We start from the raw sequence: 23,115 nt of genomic DNA, 5'->3' as shown, positions 1-23,115 counted from the left end.
GCGCCTGCAAGGCCTGCAGGGTGTGCGCCGGGGCAAAGCGCAGCGCACCACCATGGCTGACCCCAAAGTGCCGTGCCCACTGGATCGCGTCAACCGGCAGTTCCGGGCTGAGCGCCCCAATCAGCTGTGGGTCTCGGACTTTACCTACGTCTCGACCTGGCAGGGCTGGGTCTATGTGGCCTTCGTTATTGACGTGTTCAGCCGTCGCATCGTAGGTTGGCGCCAGAGCAGTTCCATGCAGACAGACTTCGTGCTCGACGCGCTGGAGCAGGCCCTGTACGACCGCAAGCCTTCACAGGACGATGGCCTGATTCACCATTCCGATAGGGGCTCGCAATACCTTTCCATTCGCTACAGCGAACGCCTGGCTGAGGCCGGGATCGAGCCCTCCGTGGGCTCGAAGGGAGACAGCTATGACAACGCCCTGGCTGAGACCATCAACGGCTTGTACAAGGCCGAGGTGATCCACCGCCGCGGCCCGTGGAAGACCAAGCAGGCCGTCGAGCTCGCAACGCTGGAATGGGTCTCTTGGTTCAATCACCATCGATTGATGGGGCCACTGGGCAATGTCCCGCCCGCCGAGTTCGAGGCAAACTACCACCAACAACGCGCTGGTCAGGCCGCGACTGTCTGACTTAAACCAACCGGCCTCCGCGAAACCCGGGGCGCTTCATATCGATTGCACAGAGGCTTCTACTTTGAAGATCCAGCAATTCACAGAGCAGTTCTCTCAACCAAGTTCTCTTCGCGCATACGCAATCACTTCGACTGCCAAGCACAAGATGGCATGTGCCACATCGACTATGACCCATGGCTGGGGGCTCAAGACGGCGACATCGGTTCACCAATGTCTTTTGACCTAAAGTCGATCAACCGAACAAATGCACTTGTGGCGTTCAAGTACACCTTCTTGAATGGCAAATCTCATACGAAGGAACATATCGTTCAAATCAGACTTATCCCGTCAACATCCTCTCAGTGCTGGGAAGTAGACGATCTCATTACGCCCCTGGGTCAGTCGCTCTCGCACGAATATGGCAAGCCCTATTGAGCTACGTCTACGAACGCTATCAGGCTCAGGCGGCTCCACCCGCTTCCACTTCGCGCCCCAGCCTAACTGTGGGTTCACCGCGGCGCGAAGTTCGTGACCACCGGCGTTATGTGTGCCGCGCCGATGCTCACTCAGCAAAAGACTGTCCGAGCACCTTTCCCGCCTCCACATCGATCCGCAACTCACGCTCGAACACGCTGCCAAAACCCATGTGTACGTATTCCAGTTGACTGCCTTGCGGCACTCGCAGCGTACCCGTGAACCAGTCTGCTTTGACGCGATCACCCGCATCCGGAAACAATGTGTGCAGTGTGGCCTCGCTGCCATCTCGCAAATGGCCCTGCAGTGCCGTCAAATAGAGGTATCCGTCTTCGATCAGCCATGAGCCAACGTAGCCACGCCACAAGGCTGTATGGGGCGACACAAACCCAGGCCTGAGCCCGGTCTGCTTGAAATATGCTGCCAACGGTTCGGTAAACAAGGGCCATTGCTGCCCTTCGTGGCTCAGTTCTTCGGGGATCTGTGCAGTCATATCGGCATTTCCAAAAACGGGTCAAACCTCAACGGCAAGCTCGAGCCACTGTTGAGGAGGATGAACATGGTTCTACTTCTGAGCGCGGCGGTTCATGGCAGGGGTACCATCCGGCAGACATCGGTTCAGCAAGACCGTCAGTCAACAGCCATCTCGTAGCGCGTCGTCGTGAGTGTGCTTCCCCTCAACAAGGCCATGACATTCAAAGAAAAATTTCGTCTGCTGCGGTCAGGCGCCTATTTTGAGGCGCATCGCCAGCTTGGCAAGATTCGCGCTTCAGCAGAATCACCATGGCGCCGAGCCACTCGCGAAGGCTATGGTCGAGGCATCGACCACTACCGCCCTGAGCAGCTAACCTGGGTGGTGGCCACCGCTTTCAAGCGGTTCAAAGCCGAGTTCAATCACTACCCCAATATCGCCAGACCATGCACCTTCAATGACAAGGTGATGTGGTTCAAGTTTTTGGGCGAAATCAAGATTCCGGAGAGCGGCAACAAACTGGCCACCGGATCGTTCATTCCCCCCTCATTGCGCGACCAACTGACCTGTGTGCCACTGGTTTGGCACGGCCACAGCGCCAGCTTGCCCCAGAACCACGAATTGCCCGCTGGCGTCTATTACCTGAAGGCCAGTCACGGCAGTGGCATGTTTGAACGAATCTGCTACCCGCTGAGTTCAGAACAGCGATGCCGCCTGCTGGCCATTGCCGATGAGTGGCTGAAACGCCCCTTTGGTCTGGATGATGGTGAGTGGTGGTACAACGTCTTCACGCCCCAGCTGATACTGGAGCACAGCGTCACGGGCGAGAACGATTCGATTTCCTGGAATTTTTACGTTCTGAATGGCGAGGTGCCCATGGTGGGGCTATTTCTGAAGTCTGGCGCCACCGGGCAATCGTATTCGACATGGTTGGGCCCTGACTTTCAGCCGCTGCCTTGGCAAGCCGCCATGCCGCTGGTGCCGAGCTATGAGATTGGCCAGCGTCAACATGACATGCTCAGGTACGCATTGGAAATCGCCAAGCCCTTTTCTGCCGTTCGGGTTGACTTTTTGCAAGGCAGCGATGATCGGGTGTACTTGTGCGAGCTCACCTTCTCTCCCGGCAACGCAATGACGCAGCGTGCTCCTGAAGTCGAGTCCATGTTGTCTGCGCCCTGGAAGGCGTTGAGATGACAGTCCCCCACGCCCGGCCCGAAAGATAGCTGGCCCGCCCTCAATTGCCGATCGATCCTCACCATGAAGCCGCTGATTGCCGCCCTGCTCTGCACCCTCTCTTGCCTGCCCGCATGGGCTGACAGCGATCTGCGTCCCCTGAACGGCTGGGCCCCCAAGGGCTGGCGCATCATCAAGCAGGCCACGGGTGACCTGAACGGCGACGGCGCCAAAGACGCGGCCGTCATCTTTGAAGAGGTCAATCCGGCCAACATCAAGAAGAACGACCGCATGGGCAGCGAGCAGCTGAACACCAACCCGCGCAAGCTTGTGGTGCTGTTTGGCGAGCAAGGGCTGTATCGCTTGGCTGCTGAAAGCGACGATCTGGTTCCGCCCGAAAACGTTGAGTACTCGCCATGCTTGGCCGACCCGCTGAACCAGCTCACCATCAGCAAGGGCATGCTGAGGCTCGTGCTGACCGAGTGGTTGAGCTGCGGCGGCTGGAGCGTGACCAGCACCACCTACACCTACCGGTTTGATGGCACCGGCATGCGCCTGATCGGACAAGATGAGTCATCGTTCATGCGCAACAGTGGTGAAAAAAGCACCACCAGCACCAACTACCTGACGGGCAAGCGCAAGATCACGACCGGCTTGAATGAGTTTGAACAATCTCGCCCGCAGACCACGTGGGAAAACATCGGTCCGCAAGAGCCACAGTATCTGAATTGAGGTCAATCTATGCGCACGCTTCGTTATGCCTGCTTGTTGACGGTGCTGGTCAGCGCCAGCGCTTGGGCCGTTCCGCCGCTGTATCACAACGAACAAAGCTGCAGCAAATTCCCCAGCCCTGGCGCTCAGGCCGAATGTCGAGAAAAGCAAAAGCAGACCATGGAAGCGTTTGAGAAAGAGCGACGCAAGAAGTCATCCGATGTGGACTTCAAAAAGCGCCCCGATCAACCCGCCAAGAAGGATCTCTGCTTTACCCGCCAGTCGACCGGTGAGACGGTGTGCCCCAACTGAATCCAACACCCATGGACATTCGCCCCTACGTCGTTGAGCAAGGCTGCGGCAGCCCCATCGTGTTTGTGCACGGCTCATTTGCCACCACATCCACATGGAAAAAGATGATGGAGCGCCTGGCCGCCACGCACCGCTGCATCGCCATCAAATTGCCAGGCCACGGTGGCATGCCCGACCCGGACGATTTTGACGCGCCCACCCTCGCCCCCGAATTGAACTTGATCGAGGCGGTGGTGCGCGAATTGGTTGGCCATGAGCCCATCCATCTGGTGGGCCATTCGTACGGCGGCGTGGTGGCCTTGGCACAAGCCCTTCGCGGCAACTTGCCTCTGTCCGAGCTCACGCTGTTTGAACCCGTGGCCACCTGGGTGCTGGATGTCGTGAACGACACGCCCATGCAAGCCGAGGTTGATGCATTTGTCAGGCGCTATCGCCACGACGCCGCCTTGGGGGTGCCAGACGTGTGCGGGCAGGTCATCGACTTTTGGGGCGGGGCCAATGACTTCGCCAACCTGCCAAGCCACATCCAGACACTGATGGGCACCATGGTGAAGAACAACTTGCGCCACTGGGACACCTGCACAGCGCCGCAACACACCGAGGCCGACTTGCGTGCGCTGCAAGTGCCCACGCGGCTGGTGTGCGGCACGCGCTCCAACCAGGTGGCCCACGCCATCCTGAACCACCTCCATCGCCTGCTGCCGCACAACCGCATGTGGGAGATTGAAGGGGCCAGCCACGGCTTGGTCGCCAGCCATGCGGACGCGTGCCTGGAGGCGCTGCAGAGTCCGGTTTGAACGCCATCCACCTCACTGAGTCACGCACACCATGTCCGTCCAAAAAGCAGGGATCGCCGTCGTTGTCATATTGGCGGTGGCCATTGCAGCCCTTCAGTCCAGAGCCAGTTTCAAGCGGGTGCAAAACCTCAGCATCACCAAGTGGGTCGACGCGTCGGGCAAGAACCAGGGCATCCACGTCGTCAATCACAGCGGCACCAAGGTGACGTTCGATTTGGAATGCGACGTCCGTCCACGCAAGGAAAACGTCCCTCAAGCGGTCACGGTCGAAAGGATCAGTCTGCAGCCCGGTGAGGGCCGGGACATCCAACTCCGCAACGAGCTTGGTGTGCAACTGCCCTCCCACATGAGGCCCAACGGCACATCGGGCGTGCCCCTCTCCAGCCACCCGGCCGCAGGCCAAATCGTCATGCAAACCGGTTTCGTCGTCCCCAACCGGGAATGCGTGTCGACCTGGAAAGGCCCGTTTGACATCCGACGTCCCGCCACCTCCATCGTCTGGAGCGGCACCCAACTTGGCACATCCAAAATTGATGGCTGGCTGTATACGCGCGGGCAACACGAACCCGGCGACTGGCAAGCGAAGGGCGTCAAGTCAGCTCGACACGAATAAGCACGAGGCGTGCATTTTGCCCAGTTGCCCAGCACGAAGCCGCACCGCACAGGCATGAGGCATGCTTTCTTCAGCAGCAATTGTTCAGTTGGAGCCACGGCATGAACCATCTGCCTGCTTTGCCATCGCGCACCTCTCAGCCTGTCGCCGTTCATCGGCCAAAGACTCAGCTTGCATCCCCCCAGTACACACCTGAGCCCAGGCGCCCCGTTCCTGCAGCCGCCACGCCACCGCTGCAGCCCAGTTCTCGCCGTACCCACTCACGCAGCACCTTGAGTGGGCTGTCCCTCACGGCCAAGCTCAGCATTGCAGCAACGTCGTTGTGTGTGCTTTGCGTGGTGGCGACCAGCGCGGTGTTGGGATGGCGCACGGCGGCCTCTGCTGCCGAGCAAGCCGAACAAAGCGCCGAGTTGGCTGCGCGGGATGCAGCCGGCGACGTCGCGGCCGAGATGGGGCACAGCTTCAGTGCCGTCAAGACGCTGTCAGACACCATGCGCGGCATGAAGGCCTCAGGCGTTCCGCCGACTCGCGACCAGTTGGACGCCATGGCGCGCCAGGTTCTGACCTTGCACCCCGAATTCATTGGCACCTACTCCATTTGGGAGCCCAATGCGCTGGATGGCAAAGACGCCGAGTACGTCAAGAAGACCCCCGCCTATGACGACACCGGGCGCTACATCGCGTACTGGAACCGCGGCAGTGGCCAGATCGCCGTCGAACCACTGATTGACTACGAGAAAGCTGGCGCCAACGATTGGTACGACATCCCGCGCAAGACCCAGAAGGACGCACTGATTGAGCCCTACATGTACCCCGTGGCTGGCAAGGACGTGCTGATGGCCACCATCGCCTCACCCATCATGGTGGATGGCAAGTTTGTCGGCATGGCAGGCTCGGATCTGCCCTTGCAGTCGCTGTCAGATCGTGTGGGGCGCATGGCGCCCCTGCCCGGCAGTCGTGTGGCGCTGCTGTCCAACGGCGGGCTCTACGTGGCCGTGCATGAGGCCCAGCGCCTCGCCAAGAAGGCCGACGACCTGCCACCTGAAGCGCTGGCCCACATCACCAAGGGGGAGCCCTATCGCTATCAGGACAACGAGGGCTGGATTCATCAGTTTCAGCCCGTGGTGGTCTCTGCGGGCGTCGCCCCTTGGAGCATTCGCGTGTCCTACCCGGTCTCGGCCGCACTGGCCACGGCGCATCAATCCATGTGGGTGGCCGGCATTGCAGCGGTGGTGGCTTGTGCCTTTGCGGCACTGATCATGGTCGGCATGGTGCGCCGCATGATGCAGCCCCTGAAGTCGCTGAGTGAAACCATGTCCCATCTGGCAGGTGCCGATGCCAACTTGAATGTGCGCTTGCATGACGATGGCACCGACGAGTTGTCCCTCATCGGTCAGGGCTTCAACCAGTTCATGGACAAGGTGCGTGAGGTCTTTGCGCAGGTGCACCGCAACGCTGACGGCGTGGCGATTGCCAGCAAAGAAATCGCCCAGGGCAACCAGGATCTGTCCGCTCGCACCGAACAACAGGCCAGCGCCTTGCAGCAAACCGCGTCGTCCATGGAAGAGCTGAGTCAGACCGTGCGACAAAACGCTGACAGTGCCCGTGAGGCCAACCAACTGGCCATGACCGCCTCGAACGTGGCCAAGCAAGGCGGCGATGTGATGTCTCAGGTCGTCAGCACCATGCGCGACATTCACGATGCTTCGCGCCGCATCGGAGACATCATCGGCACCATTGACGGCATTGCTTTCCAGACCAATATCCTGGCGCTCAATGCGGCGGTGGAGGCTGCACGTGCGGGCGAACAAGGACGCGGCTTTGCCGTGGTGGCCGGTGAGGTTCGCAGTCTGGCCGGCCGCGCGGCTGAGGCTGCACGCGCCGTGAAGACGCTCATCAACGACAGCGTCGAGCGCGTCGAAGCCGGCAGCGCTTTGGTCGATCAGGCAGGCAAGACCATGAACAACGTGGTCGACAGCATTCAGCGCGTCACGCAAATCGTCGGTGAAATCAGCTCGGCCAGTAGCGAGCAGGCTCAAGGCGTCAACTTGGTGAACACCACAGTCACCGACATGGACCGAAGTACCCAGCAAAACGCCGCACTGGTGGAAGAAATGGCTGCGGCCTCGGTCAGCCTGAAGGGGCAAGCAGACGAACTGCTCTCCGCCATCTCGACCTTTGAGTTGCACAACTGATCGCGGTCAGTGGGTCGAGACAGAAATGACAACGGCGCCCGAAGGCGCCGTTGTGCATTTGGCGGGTGCGGTGAGATTCGAACTCACGGAACGCGCAAACGTTCGCCGGTTTTCAAGACCGGTGCCTTAAACCGCTCGGCCACACACCCTGAAGTTTGGCATTGTAGTGCCAGTCAATGCTGTCCTGGCTTTTGCGCTTGCGGGCAATCGAGTTGAATCAGTTCGCGCGTGGCGCCATCGACACGCACGGCCGTCAGCTTGCCGCCCCAGATACAACCCGTGTCCAGCGCGAGCAAGTCATCCCGGTTGATCAGCCCCAGGGTCGACCAGTGTCCAAACGCCATCGGGGTGCCTTGGGTGCGTCGACCCGGCACCTCAAACCAGGGCATGAAGCCGGGCGGTGCGCCATCGGCCCCATCCTTGGTCACAAAGTCCATGGTGCCGTCCTCGGCGCAAAAGCGCAGGCGCGTCAGGCTATTGACCACACATCGCCACCGGTCCACGCCTCGCAGGTCGTCACGCCAGCGCGCGGGCTCGTTGCCGTACATCGTGTGCAAGAAGTCGCCCAACTCGGGCCCCTTCAGCATGGTCTCCACTTCGCCGGCCAGTGCCACCGTCTGCGCGGCGTCCCATTGCGGCACCACGCCTGCGTGCACCATCAGCCAACCGTGCGCATGCACCGCCAGGCGTTGCTGCCGCAGCCAGTTCAACCAGTCATCGCGGTCATCCGCCAGCAAGATGCTGTCCAGCGTGTCACTGCGGTGCGGCTTGCGCACGCCATGTGCCACCGCCAGCAGGTGCAGATCATGGTTGCCCAGCAGGCAGGTCGCAGCACCTTCCAGGCCACGCAGGCGCCGCAGCACCCCCAGCGAATCCGGCCCACGGTTGACCAGGTCCCCCAGCACGTACAGTTGGTCGCGTGACGGTGAGAAATCAATCGTCTGCAGCAGGCGCTCCAACGGCTGGCAACACCCCTGCAAATCTCCAACAAGGTAAATCATGGAATGGATTCTGCTACGCTTCGCACGTCGTGATTGTTGGCCCGACGCGGATCGGCGCCTGATATGGACTTAGCTCTCCTGATTTTTCTGATTTTGCTCAACGGCCTGTTCGCCATGTCTGAAATGGCACTGGCGGCCACCCGCAAAGCGCGTCTGCAAGTGATGGCCGAGACCGGCGACGCAGGGGCCCAGGCGGCCATGAACCTGCACGACAACCCGACGCAGTTTCTCTCGACCGTGCAAATCGGCATCACGTCGATCGGTTTGCTCAACGGTATCGTCGGGGAAGCAGCCTTCTCGCCCCCGCTAGAAACCTGGCTGCTCGAAACCTTCCCCTTGACGGAAAAGGTGGCAGAAGTCACCGCCACCGGCTTGGTCGTGGTCATCATCACCTTCGTGTCCATCATTTTTGGTGAACTGGTGCCCAAGCGTGTGGGCCAGATGTACCCCGAACCCGTGGCGCGCATGGTTGCCAAGCCCATGCGATTTCTGTCCACGCTGACGCGCCCTTTCGTCGCGTTTCTGGCAGCGTCCACCGAGGCCATCCTCAAGCTGCTGGGCATCCGTGACAACGGTGGTCGCAGCGTGACCGAAGAAGAAATCGCCGCCCAGCTGGAAGAAGGCCTGGATGCCGGCGTGATCGAGGCCCACGAGCACCAGATGGTGCGCAACGTGTTCCGCCTGGACGAGAGGCAGATTGGCTCGATGATGATCCCGCGCAGTGACATCGCCTGGCTGGACATCGAAGTCCCGATGAGCGAAAACCTCGCCACCATTGCCGAGCACGGCTACTCCCGTTACCCGGTCTGCCGCGGCGGGCTGGACGACGTGGTCGGTGTGGCCACGGCCCAGAACCTGCTGCATCAACTCACGCAGAACCAAAACAGCGACCTCAACGAGGGTTTGCTGCCGGCTGTGTTTGTGCCCGAAACCCTGTCGGGCATGGAGTTGCTGGAGCACTTCCGTGGCTCGGACACGCAAATGGTGTTCGTGGTCGATGAATACGGTGAAGTCCAAGGTGTGATCACCCTGCGTGACGTGCTGGAAGCCATCACCGGCGAGTTCACGCCTTTGGAAGCGGACGACGCCTGGACCATTCAACGCGACGATGGCTCGTGGCTGATCGACGGCCTGATCCCCACGCACGAGCTCAAAGACCGGCTGGAATTGAAGGTGCTGCCCGACGAAGACCGTGGCCGCTACAACACCCTGGCCGGCATGGTGATGCTGCTGCTGGGGCGCCTGCCCAAAACCACCGATGCCATCGAGTGGGAAGGTTGGCGCTTTGAAGTGGTGGACATGGATGGCAAGCGCATCGACAAGGTGCTGGCTTCGCGCCTGACCACGGCAGACTGAGGCGCCCAGCCGCTTAAGGTGAAGCCTGGGTGGGCTGCGTCACCCAGTAGTGCGCTTGGCGCTGTCGCCAACAGTTGCCACCGTCGGCCATCTGGCTGTGCCACACCCAGGCGCCGCATTGCGGGGTGGCCACCCAGTTCAAGCCAAACTGCTGGTACCGTTTGACCACCTCGGGTGACGGGTGCCGATAGCGATTACGTGCACCGGCTTGCACCACCACCTGCTGAGGTGCCACGGCTGTCAGAAACGCCACCGTCGACGACGTGTCACTGCCGTGATGGGGTGCCACCAAAATCGTACTGGCCAGGTTGGTAGCCGGCGTGCCCGCCCGTTGTCGATCAATCAGCGTGGCTTCCTGGCGGGCTTCCACATCGCCCGCAATCAACACACTGCGCTGCGGCGCTGCCAGCGTGGACACGCGCAGCACGCATGACAAGGCATTGGGCGCCAGTTGGCTGCGTCGGGCGTAATCGTCGGCATGCGGATGCAACACATCAAAGCGCACGCCATCCCAGATCCAGCTCTGCCCTGCCTCGCAGCGGGTGTGCGGCTTGGGCAGACGCTTGGGGGCATGCCACGCCCGCACCTCATGATCCGGCGCCAGCGAACTTCGCAAGCGTGCGGTGGGCACACTTTGCAGCACCGACAGGGCTCCGCCCACATGGTCCGTGTCTTCGTGGCTGATCAGCAATTCATCCAACTGGGTCACATCCAGCGCCCGCAACAAAGGCACCACCACGCGCTGCCCCATATCCACGCCAGACGGCAAGCGCCCGCCCGCATCAAACAACAGGCTGTGCCGCGCCGTTCGCACCAGCACGGCCGTGCCCTGCCCTACATCGGCGGCCACGACCGACACCTGCCCCTGTTCGGGCGGGGGCACCAACAACCACCCACGCGGCAGGTACAGCAGCGGAAGGAACCAGGCCCAAGTCATGCAGCGCCAAGCCAAGGGCATGGCGGTGAACTGCAACGCCCCCATCAACACAGCCGCGACCTGGCACGCAAAGGGCAATTCAGGCGTGCTCCACACGGCGCCTGGTACCGCGGCCAGCCACGACAAACCCACCATCGTCAGGTGGGTCATCCACGCCCCCAGCCCCCACACACCATGGACCACCACGCCCAACAACGCCAAGGGCGTGATCACCGAGGTGAACACCGGAATCGCCACCAAATTGGCCAACAAGCCCACCGTGGACGCCTGCTGAAAGCACACCAGCGCCAGCGGGGCCAGCGCCAGAGAGACACGCCACTGCGTGCGGGCGCCCTGCCAAGCCTGCTGCCACCAACGCCCACCCGTCGGCGCTTGCGCGCCATCACTCATCAGCACACCCACCGCCACAAACGACAGCCAGAACCCCGGCTGCAACAACGCCCACGGGTCCCACACGGTGACCAGCACGGCAGCCCCACACAGCACCAACCCCCAAGGCCACCGTCGACCCGACGTTTTCAAAGCAACGGCAGCCGCCATCATCCACACCGTGCGTTGAGCCGGTACACCCCACCCGGCCACCAAGGCATACAGCGCCGACACCCCGACCGACAGCCAGGCTGCGACCTGCGGTGCGGGCCACCGGTGCACCAGTCGTGCGCTGCGCGACCACACACGGCGCACGCCAGCGGCCACCAGCCATCCCAACATGACCACGTGGGTCCCGCTGACGCTCACGACGTGTGAAACGCCGGTGCGCTGAAACACATCCCAATCAGCGCGATCCACGGCCGACTGATCCCCCACGGCCAAGCCCGCCAGCACCCCGGCCGCCTGCGCATCGGGCACGGCTTGCGACAGCGCCGTCCGCACGCGCTGCCGAAACCGGTCGACGCCACCCCGCCATATGCTGGATGCCGGTGAAACCATCACGGGATGCATCGCCTTGGCGCGTACCGAACCCACCGCCCCAATGCCCTGCTCAAACAAATAGCGCATGGCATGGTGCCCACCCGGGTTCACCAAACCATCGGGCGCATGCAAACGTGCGTGCAGCAACCAGGTCTGCCCGGCGGTGACCTCCCCCAAGCCCGAAGTGGCATCGGCGATCAGGCTCACACGGGCGCCGGGCTGCCATGGCGGCTCCGCCGCTGCGCTCAGTGCGCGCACGGCCAGCACGTGAGCCTCAAAGCGCACACCGCCACCTGACATGGGCTGAGGCAAACCTTCGGTTCGCACCGTCAGCTCAACGTCTTGCACACCACCGTGCCACGTCATGGCCTGCTGCTGACAGGCCCGATAACCCGTGCTGCCCCACCCCATGAGGACCAGCACCAAAGCCACCCCCATCACCCGCCAAGGTACCGCCAGCCGCCCAGCCCGCGCCATCCAGCCCACACAGCCCAGCAGGACGGTCGCCCCACCCAGTCCTGCCAGGTAGGCCGAGGGTGCCCATAAAACAGATTCGGCCAGTTGCAGGCTCACGCCCAACAACCAGCCGACACACAGCACCAGCCACCCTGGCCAGCCTGACAAAACATCACTTTGCAATGTGCCCCGCCTCCCTGCGGGAACCCGAGCCTCATCAGCCCAGCAGCCATCCGGCGTCTGTCGCGCCTTGAATGGCTCACATTGTCATCAGCGCAGCATCAATCTGCCTTCGCCCCGAGGGGTGATGGACGAACCGCCATGCGACAAGGCCGGCTGCTGCGTCTGTCCCAGACTCTGCACACGTTCCTGCACCTGCTGGGCATGACCTGGGCCACCCAAGTTGAAGACCGACACCATCTTCATCAACTCGTTGGCTTGCAGGCGCAAACTCTCGGCAGCCGCAGCAGACTCTTCCACCAAAGCCGCGTTTTGCTGCGTACCGTTATCCAACGATGTCACAGCCTGATTCACCTGGCGGATGCCACCCGACTGCTCGACCGTTGAGGTGTTGATCTCAGAAATCAGCTGGGTCACGTGGTTCACCTGACGCACGATCTCGGCCATGGTGGTACCCGCCTCGTTCACCAGCTGGCTACCGGCCTCCACCTTGCTGACCGAATCTGCAATCAGGCTCTTGATCTCACGTGCGGAGTTGGCACTGCGTTGCGCCAACGACCGCACCTCGCCTGCCACCACAGCAAAGCCTCGACCTTGTTCACCAGCACGCGCAGCCTCCACTGCCGCATTGAGCGCCAGGATGTTGGTCTGGAAAGCGATGCCGTCAATCACGCCAATGATGTCCGAAATCTTGCGGCTGCTGGCCGTGATGTCATCCATGGTCGTGATCACACGGCCCACGACCTCGCCACCTTGGTTGGCGACCTGTGCGGCCTGACCGGCCAGCTGAGTCGCCTGCTGGGCATTGCTGGCGTTTTGTTGCACCACATCGGTCATCTGCTGCATAGATGCGGCGGTTTGTTGCAATGCGGCGGCCTGTTGCTCGGTTCGGCGAGACAGATCGGCATTCCCGCTGGCAATTTCGCTGGATGCGGTGGCAATGCTGTCTGCTGTCTGGCGAACACGCCCCACGATCTGGTGCAGCGAATCACGCATGTGCTGCAAGGAACTGGCCATTTCACCAATTTCGTCGCCATGAACGACGTGAATGTTGGCGGTCAGATCTCCCGCGCCCACTTGCTCCGTGGCGGTGCCCAATTCCTTGAGCGGCTTCAACACTGCTTGCGACAGTGCACGGGTGCTGATCAACAACAACACACCCAGTGTGGCCATGGCTCCAATCAGCCACATCACGACGCGCTTGCCAGAACTCAGCGCCCCGTCACGCACTTCCTCAGTGTGATGGGTCTGAAATTGGACGAATTCGCGCTGAGCATCCAGATAGCTTTTGACCGCTGGCACCACCTGCGTGGTCAGCGCCTGTTGTGCCGCGTCGACTTGCCCATCCAACTTCAGTTTCTTGGCGTCGTTTCTCAGGCCAATGTAGGTCTTGCGAGCCGCAGCCACTTTCTCCAGAAGCTCTTTTTCAGCCGGGGCCGTGGACTGTGCTTCCAGCTGCTTTTGCAACTCGGAGATGCGCGCAGACGTCTTTTCCAAATCGGGTTTGAGCTTGGCCTCCAGGTCGGCATCGACCGTCTGCAAACCGGCCATCGTTCGCACGGCATTGGCTTCCGTCAAGCCCGCCCAGGTATAGGCCAGCTCCAACTTCTGCTGCTGCTCAGACAAGGCCTGCGCAGAGGTTTTGTCGACCGAATCCATGACGGCTGCAGCCGTTACCCCTACCACCACCGTTGTCGCCGCAATCACGACAGGTGGGATCCACAACCGACTTGCGATCGTCAATGTTTTTTTCATGACTTATTCCTCAGCGATATCGGTGATTTCGGCCCGGACAGGAAAAACTGAAGAAGCCCGCTCACACAGTCGTGCAACCGGTCACGGTGTACGATCCGGTCTTACCCTGATTTGAGATTTTCACTTCGCCATGTCCATCGAACAACGCCTGAAAGATCTCGGCATCACCTTGCCGCCCGTCGCCGTTCCTGCTGCCTCGTATGTGCCGTTTGCGCGCACCGGTAACACCATCTTTCTGTCCGGCCACATTGCCAAGAAAGACGGCGCGGTGTGGGTGGGCAAGCTCGGCCAGAACATGACGACCGAAGAGGGCAAGCAAGCCGCCCGCGCGGTGGCCATTGACCTGATGGGCACGCTCGCGGTGGCCGCCGGCGGCCTCGACAAAGTGGTTCGCATCGTCAAGGTGATGAGCCTGGTCAACAGCACAACCGAATTCACCGAGCACCACCTGGTCACCAATGGCTGCTCCGAACTGCTGGGCGAAGTGTTTGGCGAAAAGGGCGTGCATGCACGCAGCGCCTTTGGTGTCGCCCAGATCCCTCTGGGTGCGTGCGTGGAAATCGAACTGATTGCTGAAGTCGCCTGACACCATGCGCCAACTTGCCCCCCGCACCCTGTTGCTGGTACTGGGCCTCGTGTGCGGGGCATCCGTCGGCCTCGCGCTCTTGGCGCAACACCAGTTCGGCATGGAGCCCTGTCCGTGGTGCATCCTCCAGCGCATCATTTTCATCTTGCTGACGGTCCTGTCCTTGATCGGCGCAGCCCTGCCCGTGGATCTGGTGCGTCGCCCCTTATCTGGCGTCGGTGCAGTCCTGAGCGCAGGGGGTATTTGCGCCGCGTTGTGGCAGCACTTCGTGGCCGCCAAAACCAACTCGTGCGCCATGACCTTCGCCGACCAGGTGATCGGGTTCTTCGGTCTCGACACCCGTTGGCCAGAATGGTTTGAGGTCCGCGCCAGCTGTGCCGATGCGGCGGTGAGCGTTCTGGGTGTCCCGTTCGAGTTCTGGTCCTTGGCCCTGTTTGCCGTGGCCGGCGGTGTGCTGGTGTACAGCGCTTTGACACCCCAACGTCGTGCTTGATCAGGATCCCGATCTGCCCACGGCGCTGGTGGACTTCCCAGCGCCACCGGGCAGTCCCAACAAGGCGCGTCGGCGCTGGCGATTCGACCGCCCGGCTCGCTGGCTGGTCGCCCACGACCCCAGTCAGGTCGCGGGCTTGCTGGATGCCGCCCACCAACTGGCCCAACAAGGGCAATGGTGTGTGGGCTGGGTCGCCTACGAGGCCGCCCCAGGTCTGAACCCGCACCTGCCCGTCAAGGCCCTGCCGCCGGGTCAGCCCTACGCCGTGTGGGCGGTGTTCGACCATGCCGAACCATGGGATGGTCAAGCGATCGATCGCAACCAGCCTGCAGCCCCTTGGCATGTGGGCCCCTGGCAAGGCGATCTGGATCAGACCGCCATCGAGCACAAGGTGGAGCAAATCCGTGAGCTGATCCGTGCCGGCGAGGTCTACCAAATCAATCTGACCGGGCAGCAGCACAGCCCCTTTGAAGGCACACCCGCCGCCCTGTGGCCCTGGTTCATGGCCTTGCGCCGCAGCCAGCCCCAAAGCTACGCACTCATGCTCGATGCGCGCGCCGCCAGTCGCGTGCCCGGCACGGTGCTCAGCGTGTCCCCCGAGCTGTTTTTCGATTGGGATGGTCAACACATCACGACCAGCCCCATGAAGGGCACGGCACCACGCGGCCACGACGCCACCAGCGACCAAGCCGCTGCCGACCACCTGCGCGGCAGTGACAAAGAGCGGGCAGAAAACCTGATGATCGTCGATCTGCTGCGCAACGATTTGTCGCGTGTGGCGGTCACCGGCAGCGTCAAGGTCCCGGCCTTGTTTGACCTCATGGCCTTGCCCACGGTCTGGCAAATGACCTCGACCATCACGGCAGACAGCCGTCCTGGTGTGCGTCTGAGCGAATTGTTTGCCGCGCTGTTCCCCTGTGGCTCGGTCACAGGCGCTCCCAAACGTCAGGCCATGCACCACATCGCCCGGCTCGAACGCAGTGCGCGCGGCGTCTATTGCGGCGCGGTGGGCATCATGCAACCGGGCGGTCATGTGACGTTCAACGTCCCCATCCGGACCCTCACCGTCGACACCTTGCCGCCCCCCGCCCCCTGGCGAGCCCATTGCGGCATCGGCAGCGGCATCACGCTGGACGCCACCGGGCCGGGTGAGGCCCGCGAGTGGGAGGCCAAAAAAGCCTTTCTGGTGCGCGCCAATCACCCCTTCCAACTGCTCGAATCCCTGAGGCTGGAAGACGGTGTCATCCTGCGTCAACCTCGTCACCTCGCCCGCGTGCTGGACGCCGCACGACACTTCTGCTTCGCAACCGATGACGCACAGTGCCAAGACCTGGCACAGCGCATCGACACGGCTCTGCAAGACACCGCCCGTGCCCATGTCACCGGTGTCCACAAGGTGCGCCTGCTGGTGGACGACCGACTGGGCATCCAGGTTGAGGCGGCACCGCTCCCCACCACCCAGCAGCCCGTCCGGGTGGCCCTGGCCCAGCAGGCCATGCCCCCGGCAGATGCGTTCATCTGGCACAAGACCACCCGCCGCGAAGCCTATGCGGCATTCAAACCGCCTCAAGGCTGTTTTGACACCCTCTTGTACAACGCACAGCAAGAACTCACCGAGTTCACGATCGGCAATCTGGCTTTGAAGCTTGACGGCATCTGGTACACCCCTCCCGTGTCGTGTGGACTGCTGCCAGGCGTGATGCGCGCCACCTTGCTGGACGAAGGTGTGCTGCAAGAGCGTGTACTGCACCTCAACGACCTGCCTCGCGCCGAAGGGCTGGCCTTGCTCAACAGTGTGCGCGGCTGGCTCGATGTGGACCTGGCCTCGCTCTCGCTTCGATAACCCTGCCCTGCAGTCAAATGCTGCTCGGTGGCAGACTGCCAAGCCTTCACACCCCTCCTGACCTCTTCACACCATGCGTCTTCTGCACACCATGCTGCGCGTTGGCAACCTGCAGCGCTCCATCGACTTCTACACCCAGGCTCTGGGCATGACACTGCTGCGCACCACAGACCGGCCTGAGCAGCAATACACCCTGGCCTTCCTGGGCTACGGCCGCAACCCCGAGCACGCCGAAATCGAGTTGACCTACAACTACGGCGTCGACCACTACGAACTGGGTACGGCCTACGGCCACATCGCCTTGGGCGTCGACAACGCGGCAGCGGTCTGCGAGGCCGTGCGTGCCAAAACTGCCACCCTGGGTGGCAGCATCAGCCGCGAAGCTGGCCCCATCAAGGGTGGCACCACCGTCATCGCCTTCATCACCGATCCGGACGGCTACAAGATCGAATTGATCGAGCGCCCCGAGCACGCCAGCGAACTGCAGGCCTGAGCCGCCCAATGAAAAAGGGACCGTGAGGTCCCTTTCTTGTTTCAAGGCCGATGGGCCGCAATCTTTGGCGTGTCCACCACCACGTCCCCGCACTGTGCACGGTGGCGCATCGCGTGGTCAATCAACACCAGCGCCAACATCGCCTCGGCGATCGGCGTGGCGCGAATGCCCACGCATGGGTCGTGGCGACCAAAGGTCTCGACCGTGGCAGGCTGACCGTGCAGGTCAATCGACTGACGGGGCGTACGGATCGAGCTGGTCGGCTTGATCGCAATCGCCACACGCAGGTCTTGCCCGGTCGACATGCCACCCAGCACCCCGCCCGAATGGTTCGAGGCAAAGCCATCGGGATACAGCTCGTCGCCATGCACGGTCCCGCGCTGGCGCACGCTCTCGAAGCCCGCACCAATCTCCACGCCCTTGACGGCATTGATGCCCATCATGGCGTAAGCAATGTCGGCATCCAGCTTGTCAAACAGCGGCTCGCCCAAGCCCACGGGCATGCCACTGGCTTCGACAATCAGCTTGGCACCACACGAATCACCGTCCTTGCGCAACTCGTCCATATAGGCTTCCAACTGCTCGATCTGGCTTTCGTTGGGCGCAAAGAACGGATTGTTGGGCACATGGTCCCACCCCTCAAAGGCAATGGGCACCTCACCCAGTTGGGTCATGCAGGCACGAATCTCGGTGCCAAACTGCTCACGCAACCACTTCTTGGCCACCGCACCAGCCGCCACCATCGGGGCCGTCAGACGGGCCGACGAACGGCCGCCGCCACGCGGATCACGGATGCCGTACTTGTGCCAGTAGGTGTAGTCGGCATGACCGGGGCGGAAAGTCTGCAGGATGTTGCCGTAGTCCTTCGAGCGCTGATCAGTATTGCGAATCAGCAGCGCGATGGGCGCACCCGTGGTCTTGCCTTCGTACACACCGCTCAGGATCTCGACGGCATCGGGCTCGTTACGCTGCGTCACATGACGCGAGGTGCCAGGGCGACGGCGATCCAGATCGGGCTGAATGTCCGCCTCGGACAAGGTCATGCCCGGAGGGCAACCATCGATCACGCAGCCAATCGCCGGACCGTGCGATTCGCCAAAGTTTGTGACCGTGAACAAAAGACCAAAGGTGCTGCCAGCCATAGAGCGCCAACCGAGTTATGCAACAGGAAAACCGCTATTGTCCCCCATCAGACCGGGAACCACAGCAACAGAAATGAAAACGCCCGGCATCACCGGGCGCTCACGCGACGCTCAGCCACCCAGTCGCATCACAGCAGGGCTTGAGGCTCCTTGCCAGCGCCATCTTCACTCACGGGCCAATCGCGGATGTAAGCCTTGAGCATGCGGTTCTCGAAGTCCTGACCATCGACCACAGCCTTGGCCACATCGTAGAACGAGATCACGCCCATCAGGGTCTTTTGCGTCATGACCGGCATGTAGCGCGCGTGACGGCTCAGCATCATGCGACGCACCTCATCCAGTTCGGTGTCAGGCGTGCAAGTCAGCGGGTGGTCGTCCATCACTGTGCGCACCGTCAGGCTGCCGAACACCCCGCTGTTGCGCACCGTGGCCTTGATGACCTCACGGAAGGTCAGCATGCCCACCAAGTCACCGTGGTCCATCACCACCAGCGAGCCAATGTCATGCTCGGCCATGGTGGAAGCCGCATCGGCCAGAGACTGTTCCGGTTGAACGGTGAACAGGGTGCCGCCCTTCACTCGCAGAATGTCGCTGACTTTCATGACTCGCTCTCCTAGAAAAATGGGCGTAGACAACAGGCCCTACGGGCGCAATATAGCCCCATCCGTCCGACAAATCCACGTCCTGCGCCTCACGTTGCGCAAGATCAGGACACCATGTTGACTGCTGCCCCTTCATTGCGACAGAGACACGTCCTTGTGAACAGGGTATTGACCCTGATCCCACACCGCTTTTTATGCCGACTCAGGCCAAGGCCTGAGCCAAGGTCATGTCATCCAGCCCCGCGCGGCTCCAGAACCCTTGGGTGAATCCATCCGGCTTCAACAGCACGCTGCCCACCAAAGGGGCCACCGACGTCGTCAAGGGATCGCACAGCAACACAAACCGCCCTCCGTGACGCAACGCTTCATCGTTCAATTGCCCGATCCAGTCCAACGCCACCAAGCCCTCCAGCAATGGCTCAATCTGAAGGGGGTCGGTACGCAGTTGGTGAGCCAAGGCTTCCGCAGTCAGACCACGCTCTGGTGAGTGCTGAACCGCTTGCAAGGCCTTGAGCAAAGCCAGCGCCAACGAAAACCGGTGGCCCGGCGTGTCCGGCCACCGCTTGACCTGCGACAGCAGACTCGGCGTATAAGCCACGATCACTGCGCCCATCAACACAATCAGCCAACTCGTATAGATCCAGACCAGGCAGATCGGCACTGCGGCAAAGGCGCCATAGATCGTCGCATAGACCGGCACATTCGACAGATACAAGGCCAGCACCCGCTGCCCCAGCTCCAGGCCCAAGGACGCAAACAGTGCGCCGCCCCAAGCGTGATCCCAGCGCACAAACGTGTTCGGCACAAATTTGTAAAGCGCCGCAAAGCCAAACGTCTGCAGGAAAAAGACCATCAAGCCCAGCAGCACACTGATGCCACCCGGCAGCTCATCCACCAAGCCGCGAGAGGCCGACAGCACATACGACGTCATGGACAAACTGGCGCCGACCAACAACGGCCCCAGGGTCAACGCTGCCCAATAGACCAGCACGCGCTGCGCAAACGGTCGTGCGGTCTTGACACGCCAGATCCCGTTGAGCGTGTGGTCAATGGTCAGCATCAATGCCATCGCTGTCACGCCCAGCGCCACCATCCCCATCCCACCCAACTGGCTGGCTTTGGCGGAAAACTTGGTCAGAGACACCAGCACCGGCTTGGCGATGATGTCGGGCACCATGCCCTGAATCACCTGCTGCTCCAAAATCTTGCGGAAACGCGCAAACACCGGAAATGCACTGAACAAAGCCAGCATCACCGTGAACAGGGGCACCAGCGCAATCGTGGTCGTGAAAGTCAGGCTCCCGGCCGTCAGCCCCAGCTTGTCTTCCCGAAATCGCTGGCGCAAGGTTTCAAAGGTACGCATCCACGGCCACTGCTGCAGCGTGTGCACCAGCAAGGCCCATCGTTGACGGGCATTCGCCCAAAAGATCCATTTCGACGTCATGCTGGCTATGATGCCAGCCATGCGCCGTCCCCAAGCACCACGCCGGGCATCGGTAGCCTGATTTTTGCCATGAACGAGACCACCACTTCCGCCCCTGCCACGCCCCAGCCCGCCGCCGACACGCTGGAGGCTGTGTTTGCCCCCCATCCCCCTGCACGCCGCGCCCTGATCGAGCGCATGCGCCTGCTCAACATCGCCCTGCTGATCAGCCTGATTGGTCTGAGCGTGGCCTGGGAGTTGTGGCTGGCCCCCCTGCCTGGCGGCACAGGATCCCTCGCCTTCAAGGCCCTGCCCCTGACGCTGGCCATCGCCGGCTTTCTCAAGCACAAGCTCTACACCTATCGCTGGGTGTCGCTGCTGGTCTGGCTGTACTTCACCGAAGGCGTGGTGCGCGCCACCAGCGACACCGGGCTGTCCCAGGTACTGGCCGGCATCGAAGTCACCTTGAGCGTGGCCCTGTTCACGGCCTGCGCGGTGTACATCCGCCTGCGACTGCGTGTGCTGCCACCCAAGGCCAAGAAATCTGCGGACGACACCTCGGCATGACCACCGTGCCTGACGCCTCCCTCCTGAGTTCGCTTCGGCAACTTGTGGGTACGCCCCACGTGCTCGTCCCAGACGATGGGAACGACTGCGAGCGTCATCTGCTCGACTGGCGCAAACGCTATCGGGGTCAGGCGCTGGCCATCGTCAAGCCCGCCAATGCACATGAAGTGGTCGAAGTGGTCAAACTGTGCACGCAGCATGGCATCAGCATCGTGCCGCAAGGTGGCAACACCAGTCTGGTGGGGGGCTCCGTACCCGACAGCAGCGGACAACAGATTGTGCTGAGCCTCACACGCATGAACCGCGTCCTGCAGGTCGACTCCGCCAACCTGTCCATGACCGTCGAAGCCGGATGCCTGCTGGCCGACGTGCAAGCGGCGGCAGACCGAGAGGGTCTGCTCTTTCCGCTGCGACTGGCCTCCGAAGGTACGTGCACCATTGGGGGCAACCTGGCCACCAATGCGGGCGGCACGCAGGTGCTGCGTTACGGCACCGCGCGCGAGTTATGCCTGGGCCTGGAGGCCGTGACCGCGCAAGGCGAGATCTGGAACGGCCTCAAAGCCCTGCGCAAGGACAACAGCGGCTACGCCCTGCGCGACCTGCTCATCGGCAGCGAAGGCACGCTCGGCATCATCACGGCCGCGACCTTGCGGCTTTATCCCAAACCCCGGGGCACCTGCACCGCACTGATCCACTGCCCGTCCCTGCTGGCGGCCACCCGCCTGCTGGAGCGCAGTCGTCGCCACCTGGATGCCGGCCTCACCGCTTTCGAGGTCATGGCCGCTTTTCCATTGGCCCTGCTGCGTCGCCACGAGCCCGAGGCCGCACGCATGCTGGGCGACACCCGCGCCCCCTGGACGGTGCTGCTCGAGCACAGCAGCAGCGACAGTGAAGACCACGCCCGCGAGCGCCTGGAAAGCCTGTTGACCGAAGCGCACGAGCAGCGCGAATGTGTGGACGCGGTGATCGCAGCCAATGGCCCGCAACAGCAAGCCATGTGGTTGGTGCGCGAGAGCATTCCTTTGGCCGAACGCACCGAAGGTCTGATGGTCAAACATGACATCGGCGTGCCCACCTCGTCCATCTCCGACTTCGTCGAGCGCACCGAGGCGGCGATCCTGCAGCGGTGGCCCGAGGCTCGGATTGTCTGTTTCGGGCATCTGGCCGACGGCAACCTGCACTACAACGTTCAACCACCCGCCGAATACGCTCATGGCGATGCCTTGCAGACATTTGAACGTGAGGTGAACACCGTGGTCTTTGACATGGTGGACGCCTACCAAGGCACCATCTCGGCCGAGCACGGCATTGGCCTGCTGCGCCGCGAAGAACTGGCGCGACGCAAACCCGCCGCCGCGCTGACCATGATGCGATCCATCAAACAGGCACTGGACCCTCATGGCATCCTGAACCCCGGTCGCACTGTGCCGAACTAAGCTCAGCCGGCGATGGCTGAGCCGAACGCTCCCTTTATTGGACCGGGCCCTTCAGCGCGTCCGGCACGGGCAGACTGAGCACCTCAATGCCTTCATCCTGCAAGGCTTCTCGCTCTTCTGGTGTGGTCTGCCCCCGAATCGGCCGCACGGGCGCATCGCCGTGGTGAATGCTGCGGGCTTCGTCGGCAAAACGCGCGCCGACGTCTTCGGTTTGCGCCAACACGTGCCGAACTGCCTGCAGATACACCGCCTGAACGGCCTCCAGCATCTCGGCGGCTTCGCCGGACACGGGCTCTGGGGAGACCTGATCGGTGCGGGCAACAGGCGCCGCAACGGGCACCTGGGCACGCCGGTCGATGTCCACATCTTGTCGCCGTGATCCGGACTCGTCCTTCAGCCCTGACACGTTAAGGCGAGACGCAGACGGCCGACGCACGACATTGACGCTGCCACACACCGGGCAACTCACCAATCCACGTGCTTGCTGCGAAGCCAAGTCGTCTGCCGAGGCAAACCAGCCTTCGAACACATGCGCGTGCTCGCAATGCAGATCAACAACCAACATACCCA

At 62.1% G+C, this 23,115-nt stretch carries 22 protein-coding genes and 1 tRNA gene; 14 read left to right on the top strand and 9 right to left on the bottom strand.

Annotated features, from left to right (window positions below; translation table 11 throughout):
• On the top strand, positions 1–634 hold a 634-nt coding region (locus ACMV18_RS12810; RefSeq protein ID WP_420818165.1), incomplete at its 5' end, for an IS3 family transposase.
• Between the two features lie 544 nt (positions 635–1,178).
• Here the strand turns inward: ACMV18_RS12810 and ACMV18_RS12805 are convergent.
• On the bottom strand, positions 1,179–1,583 hold the full coding sequence (locus ACMV18_RS12805) for a hypothetical protein (RefSeq protein ID WP_420818164.1): 405 nt from the start codon (positions 1,581–1,583) through the stop codon (positions 1,179–1,181).
• A 195-nt stretch (positions 1,584–1,778) separates the two neighbouring features.
• On the opposite strand from ACMV18_RS12805, the gene ACMV18_RS12800 reads away from it, so the two are divergent.
• The 6 genes from ACMV18_RS12800 to ACMV18_RS12775 all read left to right on the top strand — a co-directional run bounded on the left by ACMV18_RS12800 (position 1,779) and on the right by ACMV18_RS12775 (position 7,363).
• Positions 1,779–2,756 (top strand): ATP-grasp fold amidoligase family protein, encoded by a 978-nt coding sequence (locus ACMV18_RS12800; RefSeq protein WP_420818163.1) that lies wholly within the window; start codon positions 1,779–1,781, stop codon positions 2,754–2,756.
• A 63-nt stretch (positions 2,757–2,819) separates the two neighbouring features.
• Positions 2,820–3,467 (top strand): hypothetical protein, encoded by a 648-nt coding sequence (locus tag ACMV18_RS12795; protein ID WP_420818162.1) that lies wholly within the window; start codon positions 2,820–2,822, stop codon positions 3,465–3,467.
• Between the two features lie 9 nt (positions 3,468–3,476).
• A complete protein-coding gene (locus ACMV18_RS12790; protein WP_420818161.1) occupies positions 3,477–3,758 on the top strand; it encodes a hypothetical protein in 282 nt (93 codons plus the stop codon).
• A gap of 11 nt (positions 3,759–3,769) precedes the next feature.
• Positions 3,770–4,555, top strand: coding sequence for an alpha/beta fold hydrolase (locus ACMV18_RS12785; RefSeq protein WP_420818160.1), 786 nt, complete (start codon positions 3,770–3,772; stop codon positions 4,553–4,555).
• Positions 4,556–4,586: 31 nt separating this feature from the next.
• Entirely contained in the window at positions 4,587–5,168 is a 582-nt protein-coding gene (locus tag ACMV18_RS12780) for a hypothetical protein (RefSeq protein ID WP_420818159.1), read from the top strand.
• A gap of 101 nt (positions 5,169–5,269) precedes the next feature.
• Positions 5,270–7,363 (top strand): methyl-accepting chemotaxis protein, encoded by a 2,094-nt coding sequence (locus tag ACMV18_RS12775; protein WP_420818158.1) that lies wholly within the window; start codon positions 5,270–5,272, stop codon positions 7,361–7,363.
• Between the two features lie 59 nt (positions 7,364–7,422).
• Here ACMV18_RS12775 and ACMV18_RS12770 read toward each other — a convergent pair.
• Both ACMV18_RS12770 and ACMV18_RS12765 read right to left on the bottom strand, forming a co-directional pair.
• Positions 7,423–7,512 (bottom strand) — tRNA-Ser (locus ACMV18_RS12770).
• Positions 7,513–7,536: 24 nt separating this feature from the next.
• On the bottom strand, positions 7,537–8,364 hold the full coding sequence (locus ACMV18_RS12765) for a symmetrical bis(5'-nucleosyl)-tetraphosphatase (RefSeq protein WP_420818157.1): 828 nt from the start codon (positions 8,362–8,364) through the stop codon (positions 7,537–7,539).
• A 63-nt stretch (positions 8,365–8,427) separates the two neighbouring features.
• Between ACMV18_RS12765 and ACMV18_RS12760 the strand changes: the two genes are divergently transcribed.
• Positions 8,428–9,720: a hemolysin family protein gene (locus tag ACMV18_RS12760; RefSeq protein WP_420818156.1), complete on the top strand. Its 1,293-nt coding sequence runs from the start codon at positions 8,428–8,430 to the stop codon at positions 9,718–9,720.
• A 13-nt stretch (positions 9,721–9,733) separates the two neighbouring features.
• On the opposite strand, the gene ACMV18_RS12755 is transcribed toward ACMV18_RS12760, so the two are convergent.
• Positions 9,734–12,208, bottom strand: coding sequence for a DNA internalization-related competence protein ComEC/Rec2 (locus ACMV18_RS12755; RefSeq protein WP_420818155.1), 2,475 nt, complete (start codon positions 12,206–12,208; stop codon positions 9,734–9,736).
• Positions 12,209–12,295: 87 nt separating this feature from the next.
• On the bottom strand, positions 12,296–13,960 hold the full coding sequence (locus tag ACMV18_RS12750) for a methyl-accepting chemotaxis protein (RefSeq protein WP_420818154.1): 1,665 nt from the start codon (positions 13,958–13,960) through the stop codon (positions 12,296–12,298).
• 130 nt (positions 13,961–14,090) lie between these two features.
• Between ACMV18_RS12750 and ACMV18_RS12745 the strand changes: the two genes are divergently transcribed.
• The 4 genes from ACMV18_RS12745 (at position 14,091) to gloA (ending at position 17,375) form a co-directional block, all read left to right on the top strand.
• Entirely contained in the window at positions 14,091–14,546 is a 456-nt protein-coding gene (locus ACMV18_RS12745) for a RidA family protein (RefSeq protein ID WP_374255540.1), read from the top strand.
• A 4-nt stretch (positions 14,547–14,550) separates the two neighbouring features.
• Complete coding sequence (locus ACMV18_RS12740; protein WP_420818153.1) at positions 14,551–15,039, top strand: disulfide bond formation protein B; 489 nt, start codon at positions 14,551–14,553, stop codon at positions 15,037–15,039.
• The gene (locus ACMV18_RS12735; protein ID WP_420818152.1) at positions 15,032–16,882 is read left to right on the top strand and encodes a chorismate-binding protein; all 1,851 of its coding nucleotides are present in this window, start codon (positions 15,032–15,034) and stop codon (positions 16,880–16,882) included. Before ACMV18_RS12740 ends, ACMV18_RS12735 begins: the two co-directional genes overlap by 8 nt.
• Positions 16,883–16,955: 73 nt before the next feature.
• On the top strand, positions 16,956–17,375 hold the full coding sequence (gloA, locus tag ACMV18_RS12730; protein ID WP_374255544.1) for a lactoylglutathione lyase: 420 nt from the start codon (positions 16,956–16,958) through the stop codon (positions 17,373–17,375).
• A 41-nt stretch (positions 17,376–17,416) separates the two neighbouring features.
• On the opposite strand, the gene aroC is transcribed toward gloA, so the two are convergent.
• From aroC to ACMV18_RS12715, 3 genes are all read right to left on the bottom strand, one after another.
• Complete coding sequence (gene aroC, locus ACMV18_RS12725; RefSeq protein WP_374255546.1) at positions 17,417–18,517, bottom strand: chorismate synthase; 1,101 nt, start codon at positions 18,515–18,517, stop codon at positions 17,417–17,419.
• Between the two features lie 128 nt (positions 18,518–18,645).
• Positions 18,646–19,119: a CBS domain-containing protein gene (locus tag ACMV18_RS12720; RefSeq protein WP_374255547.1), complete on the bottom strand. Its 474-nt coding sequence runs from the start codon at positions 19,117–19,119 to the stop codon at positions 18,646–18,648.
• A 202-nt stretch (positions 19,120–19,321) separates the two neighbouring features.
• Entirely contained in the window at positions 19,322–20,584 is a 1,263-nt protein-coding gene (locus tag ACMV18_RS12715) for a YihY family inner membrane protein (RefSeq protein ID WP_420818151.1), read from the bottom strand.
• A gap of 48 nt (positions 20,585–20,632) precedes the next feature.
• On the opposite strand from ACMV18_RS12715, the gene ACMV18_RS12710 reads away from it, so the two are divergent.
• Positions 20,633–21,109, top strand: a complete 477-nt coding sequence (locus tag ACMV18_RS12710; RefSeq protein WP_420818150.1) for a DUF2069 domain-containing protein — start codon at positions 20,633–20,635, stop codon at positions 21,107–21,109.
• Entirely contained in the window at positions 21,106–22,545 is a 1,440-nt protein-coding gene (locus ACMV18_RS12705; RefSeq protein WP_420818149.1) for an FAD-binding oxidoreductase, read from the top strand. Before ACMV18_RS12710 ends, ACMV18_RS12705 begins: the two co-directional genes overlap by 4 nt.
• Before the next feature lie 34 nt (positions 22,546–22,579).
• On the opposite strand, the gene ACMV18_RS12700 is transcribed toward ACMV18_RS12705, so the two are convergent.
• Positions 22,580–23,110, bottom strand: coding sequence for a DUF1178 family protein (locus ACMV18_RS12700; RefSeq protein WP_374255552.1), 531 nt, complete (start codon positions 23,108–23,110; stop codon positions 22,580–22,582).
• Positions 23,111–23,115 lie beyond the last annotated feature (5 nt).

It is taken from the genome of Aquabacterium sp., assembly GCF_048860245.1.
Taxonomy (GTDB): domain Bacteria; phylum Pseudomonadota; class Gammaproteobacteria; order Burkholderiales; family Burkholderiaceae_C; genus Aquabacterium.
This window is presented reverse-complemented; position numbering and strand designations above follow the sequence as displayed.

Coding starts and splice junctions, on each gene's coding strand:
- ACMV18_RS12805 (WP_420818164.1), bottom strand. CDS start 1,583: ATGACTGCACAGATCCCCGAAGAACTGAGCCACGAAGGGCAGCAATGG.
- ACMV18_RS12785 (WP_420818160.1), top strand. CDS start 3,770: ATGGACATTCGCCCCTACGTCGTTGAGCAAGGCTGCGGCAGCCCCATC.
- gloA (WP_374255544.1), top strand. CDS start 16,956: ATGCGTCTTCTGCACACCATGCTGCGCGTTGGCAACCTGCAGCGCTCC.
- ACMV18_RS12715 (WP_420818151.1), bottom strand. CDS start 20,584: ATGGCTGGCATCATAGCCAGCATGACGTCGAAATGGATCTTTTGGGCG.
- ACMV18_RS12790 (WP_420818161.1), top strand. CDS start 3,477: ATGCGCACGCTTCGTTATGCCTGCTTGTTGACGGTGCTGGTCAGCGCC.
- ACMV18_RS12765 (WP_420818157.1), bottom strand. CDS start 8,364: ATGATTTACCTTGTTGGAGATTTGCAGGGGTGTTGCCAGCCGTTGGAG.
- aroC (WP_374255546.1), bottom strand. CDS start 18,517: ATGGCTGGCAGCACCTTTGGTCTTTTGTTCACGGTCACAAACTTTGGC.
- ACMV18_RS12745 (WP_374255540.1), top strand. CDS start 14,091: ATGTCCATCGAACAACGCCTGAAAGATCTCGGCATCACCTTGCCGCCC.
- ACMV18_RS12720 (WP_374255547.1), bottom strand. CDS start 19,119: ATGAAAGTCAGCGACATTCTGCGAGTGAAGGGCGGCACCCTGTTCACC.
- ACMV18_RS12800 (WP_420818163.1), top strand. CDS start 1,779: ATGACATTCAAAGAAAAATTTCGTCTGCTGCGGTCAGGCGCCTATTTT.
- ACMV18_RS12740 (WP_420818153.1), top strand. CDS start 14,551: ATGCGCCAACTTGCCCCCCGCACCCTGTTGCTGGTACTGGGCCTCGTG.
- ACMV18_RS12710 (WP_420818150.1), top strand. CDS start 20,633: ATGAACGAGACCACCACTTCCGCCCCTGCCACGCCCCAGCCCGCCGCC.
- ACMV18_RS12795 (WP_420818162.1), top strand. CDS start 2,820: ATGAAGCCGCTGATTGCCGCCCTGCTCTGCACCCTCTCTTGCCTGCCC.
- ACMV18_RS12760 (WP_420818156.1), top strand. CDS start 8,428: ATGGACTTAGCTCTCCTGATTTTTCTGATTTTGCTCAACGGCCTGTTC.
- ACMV18_RS12775 (WP_420818158.1), top strand. CDS start 5,270: ATGAACCATCTGCCTGCTTTGCCATCGCGCACCTCTCAGCCTGTCGCC.
- ACMV18_RS12750 (WP_420818154.1), bottom strand. CDS start 13,960: ATGAAAAAAACATTGACGATCGCAAGTCGGTTGTGGATCCCACCTGTC.
- ACMV18_RS12780 (WP_420818159.1), top strand. CDS start 4,587: ATGTCCGTCCAAAAAGCAGGGATCGCCGTCGTTGTCATATTGGCGGTG.
- ACMV18_RS12700 (WP_374255552.1), bottom strand. CDS start 23,110: ATGTTGGTTGTTGATCTGCATTGCGAGCACGCGCATGTGTTCGAAGGC.
- ACMV18_RS12705 (WP_420818149.1), top strand. CDS start 21,106: ATGACCACCGTGCCTGACGCCTCCCTCCTGAGTTCGCTTCGGCAACTT.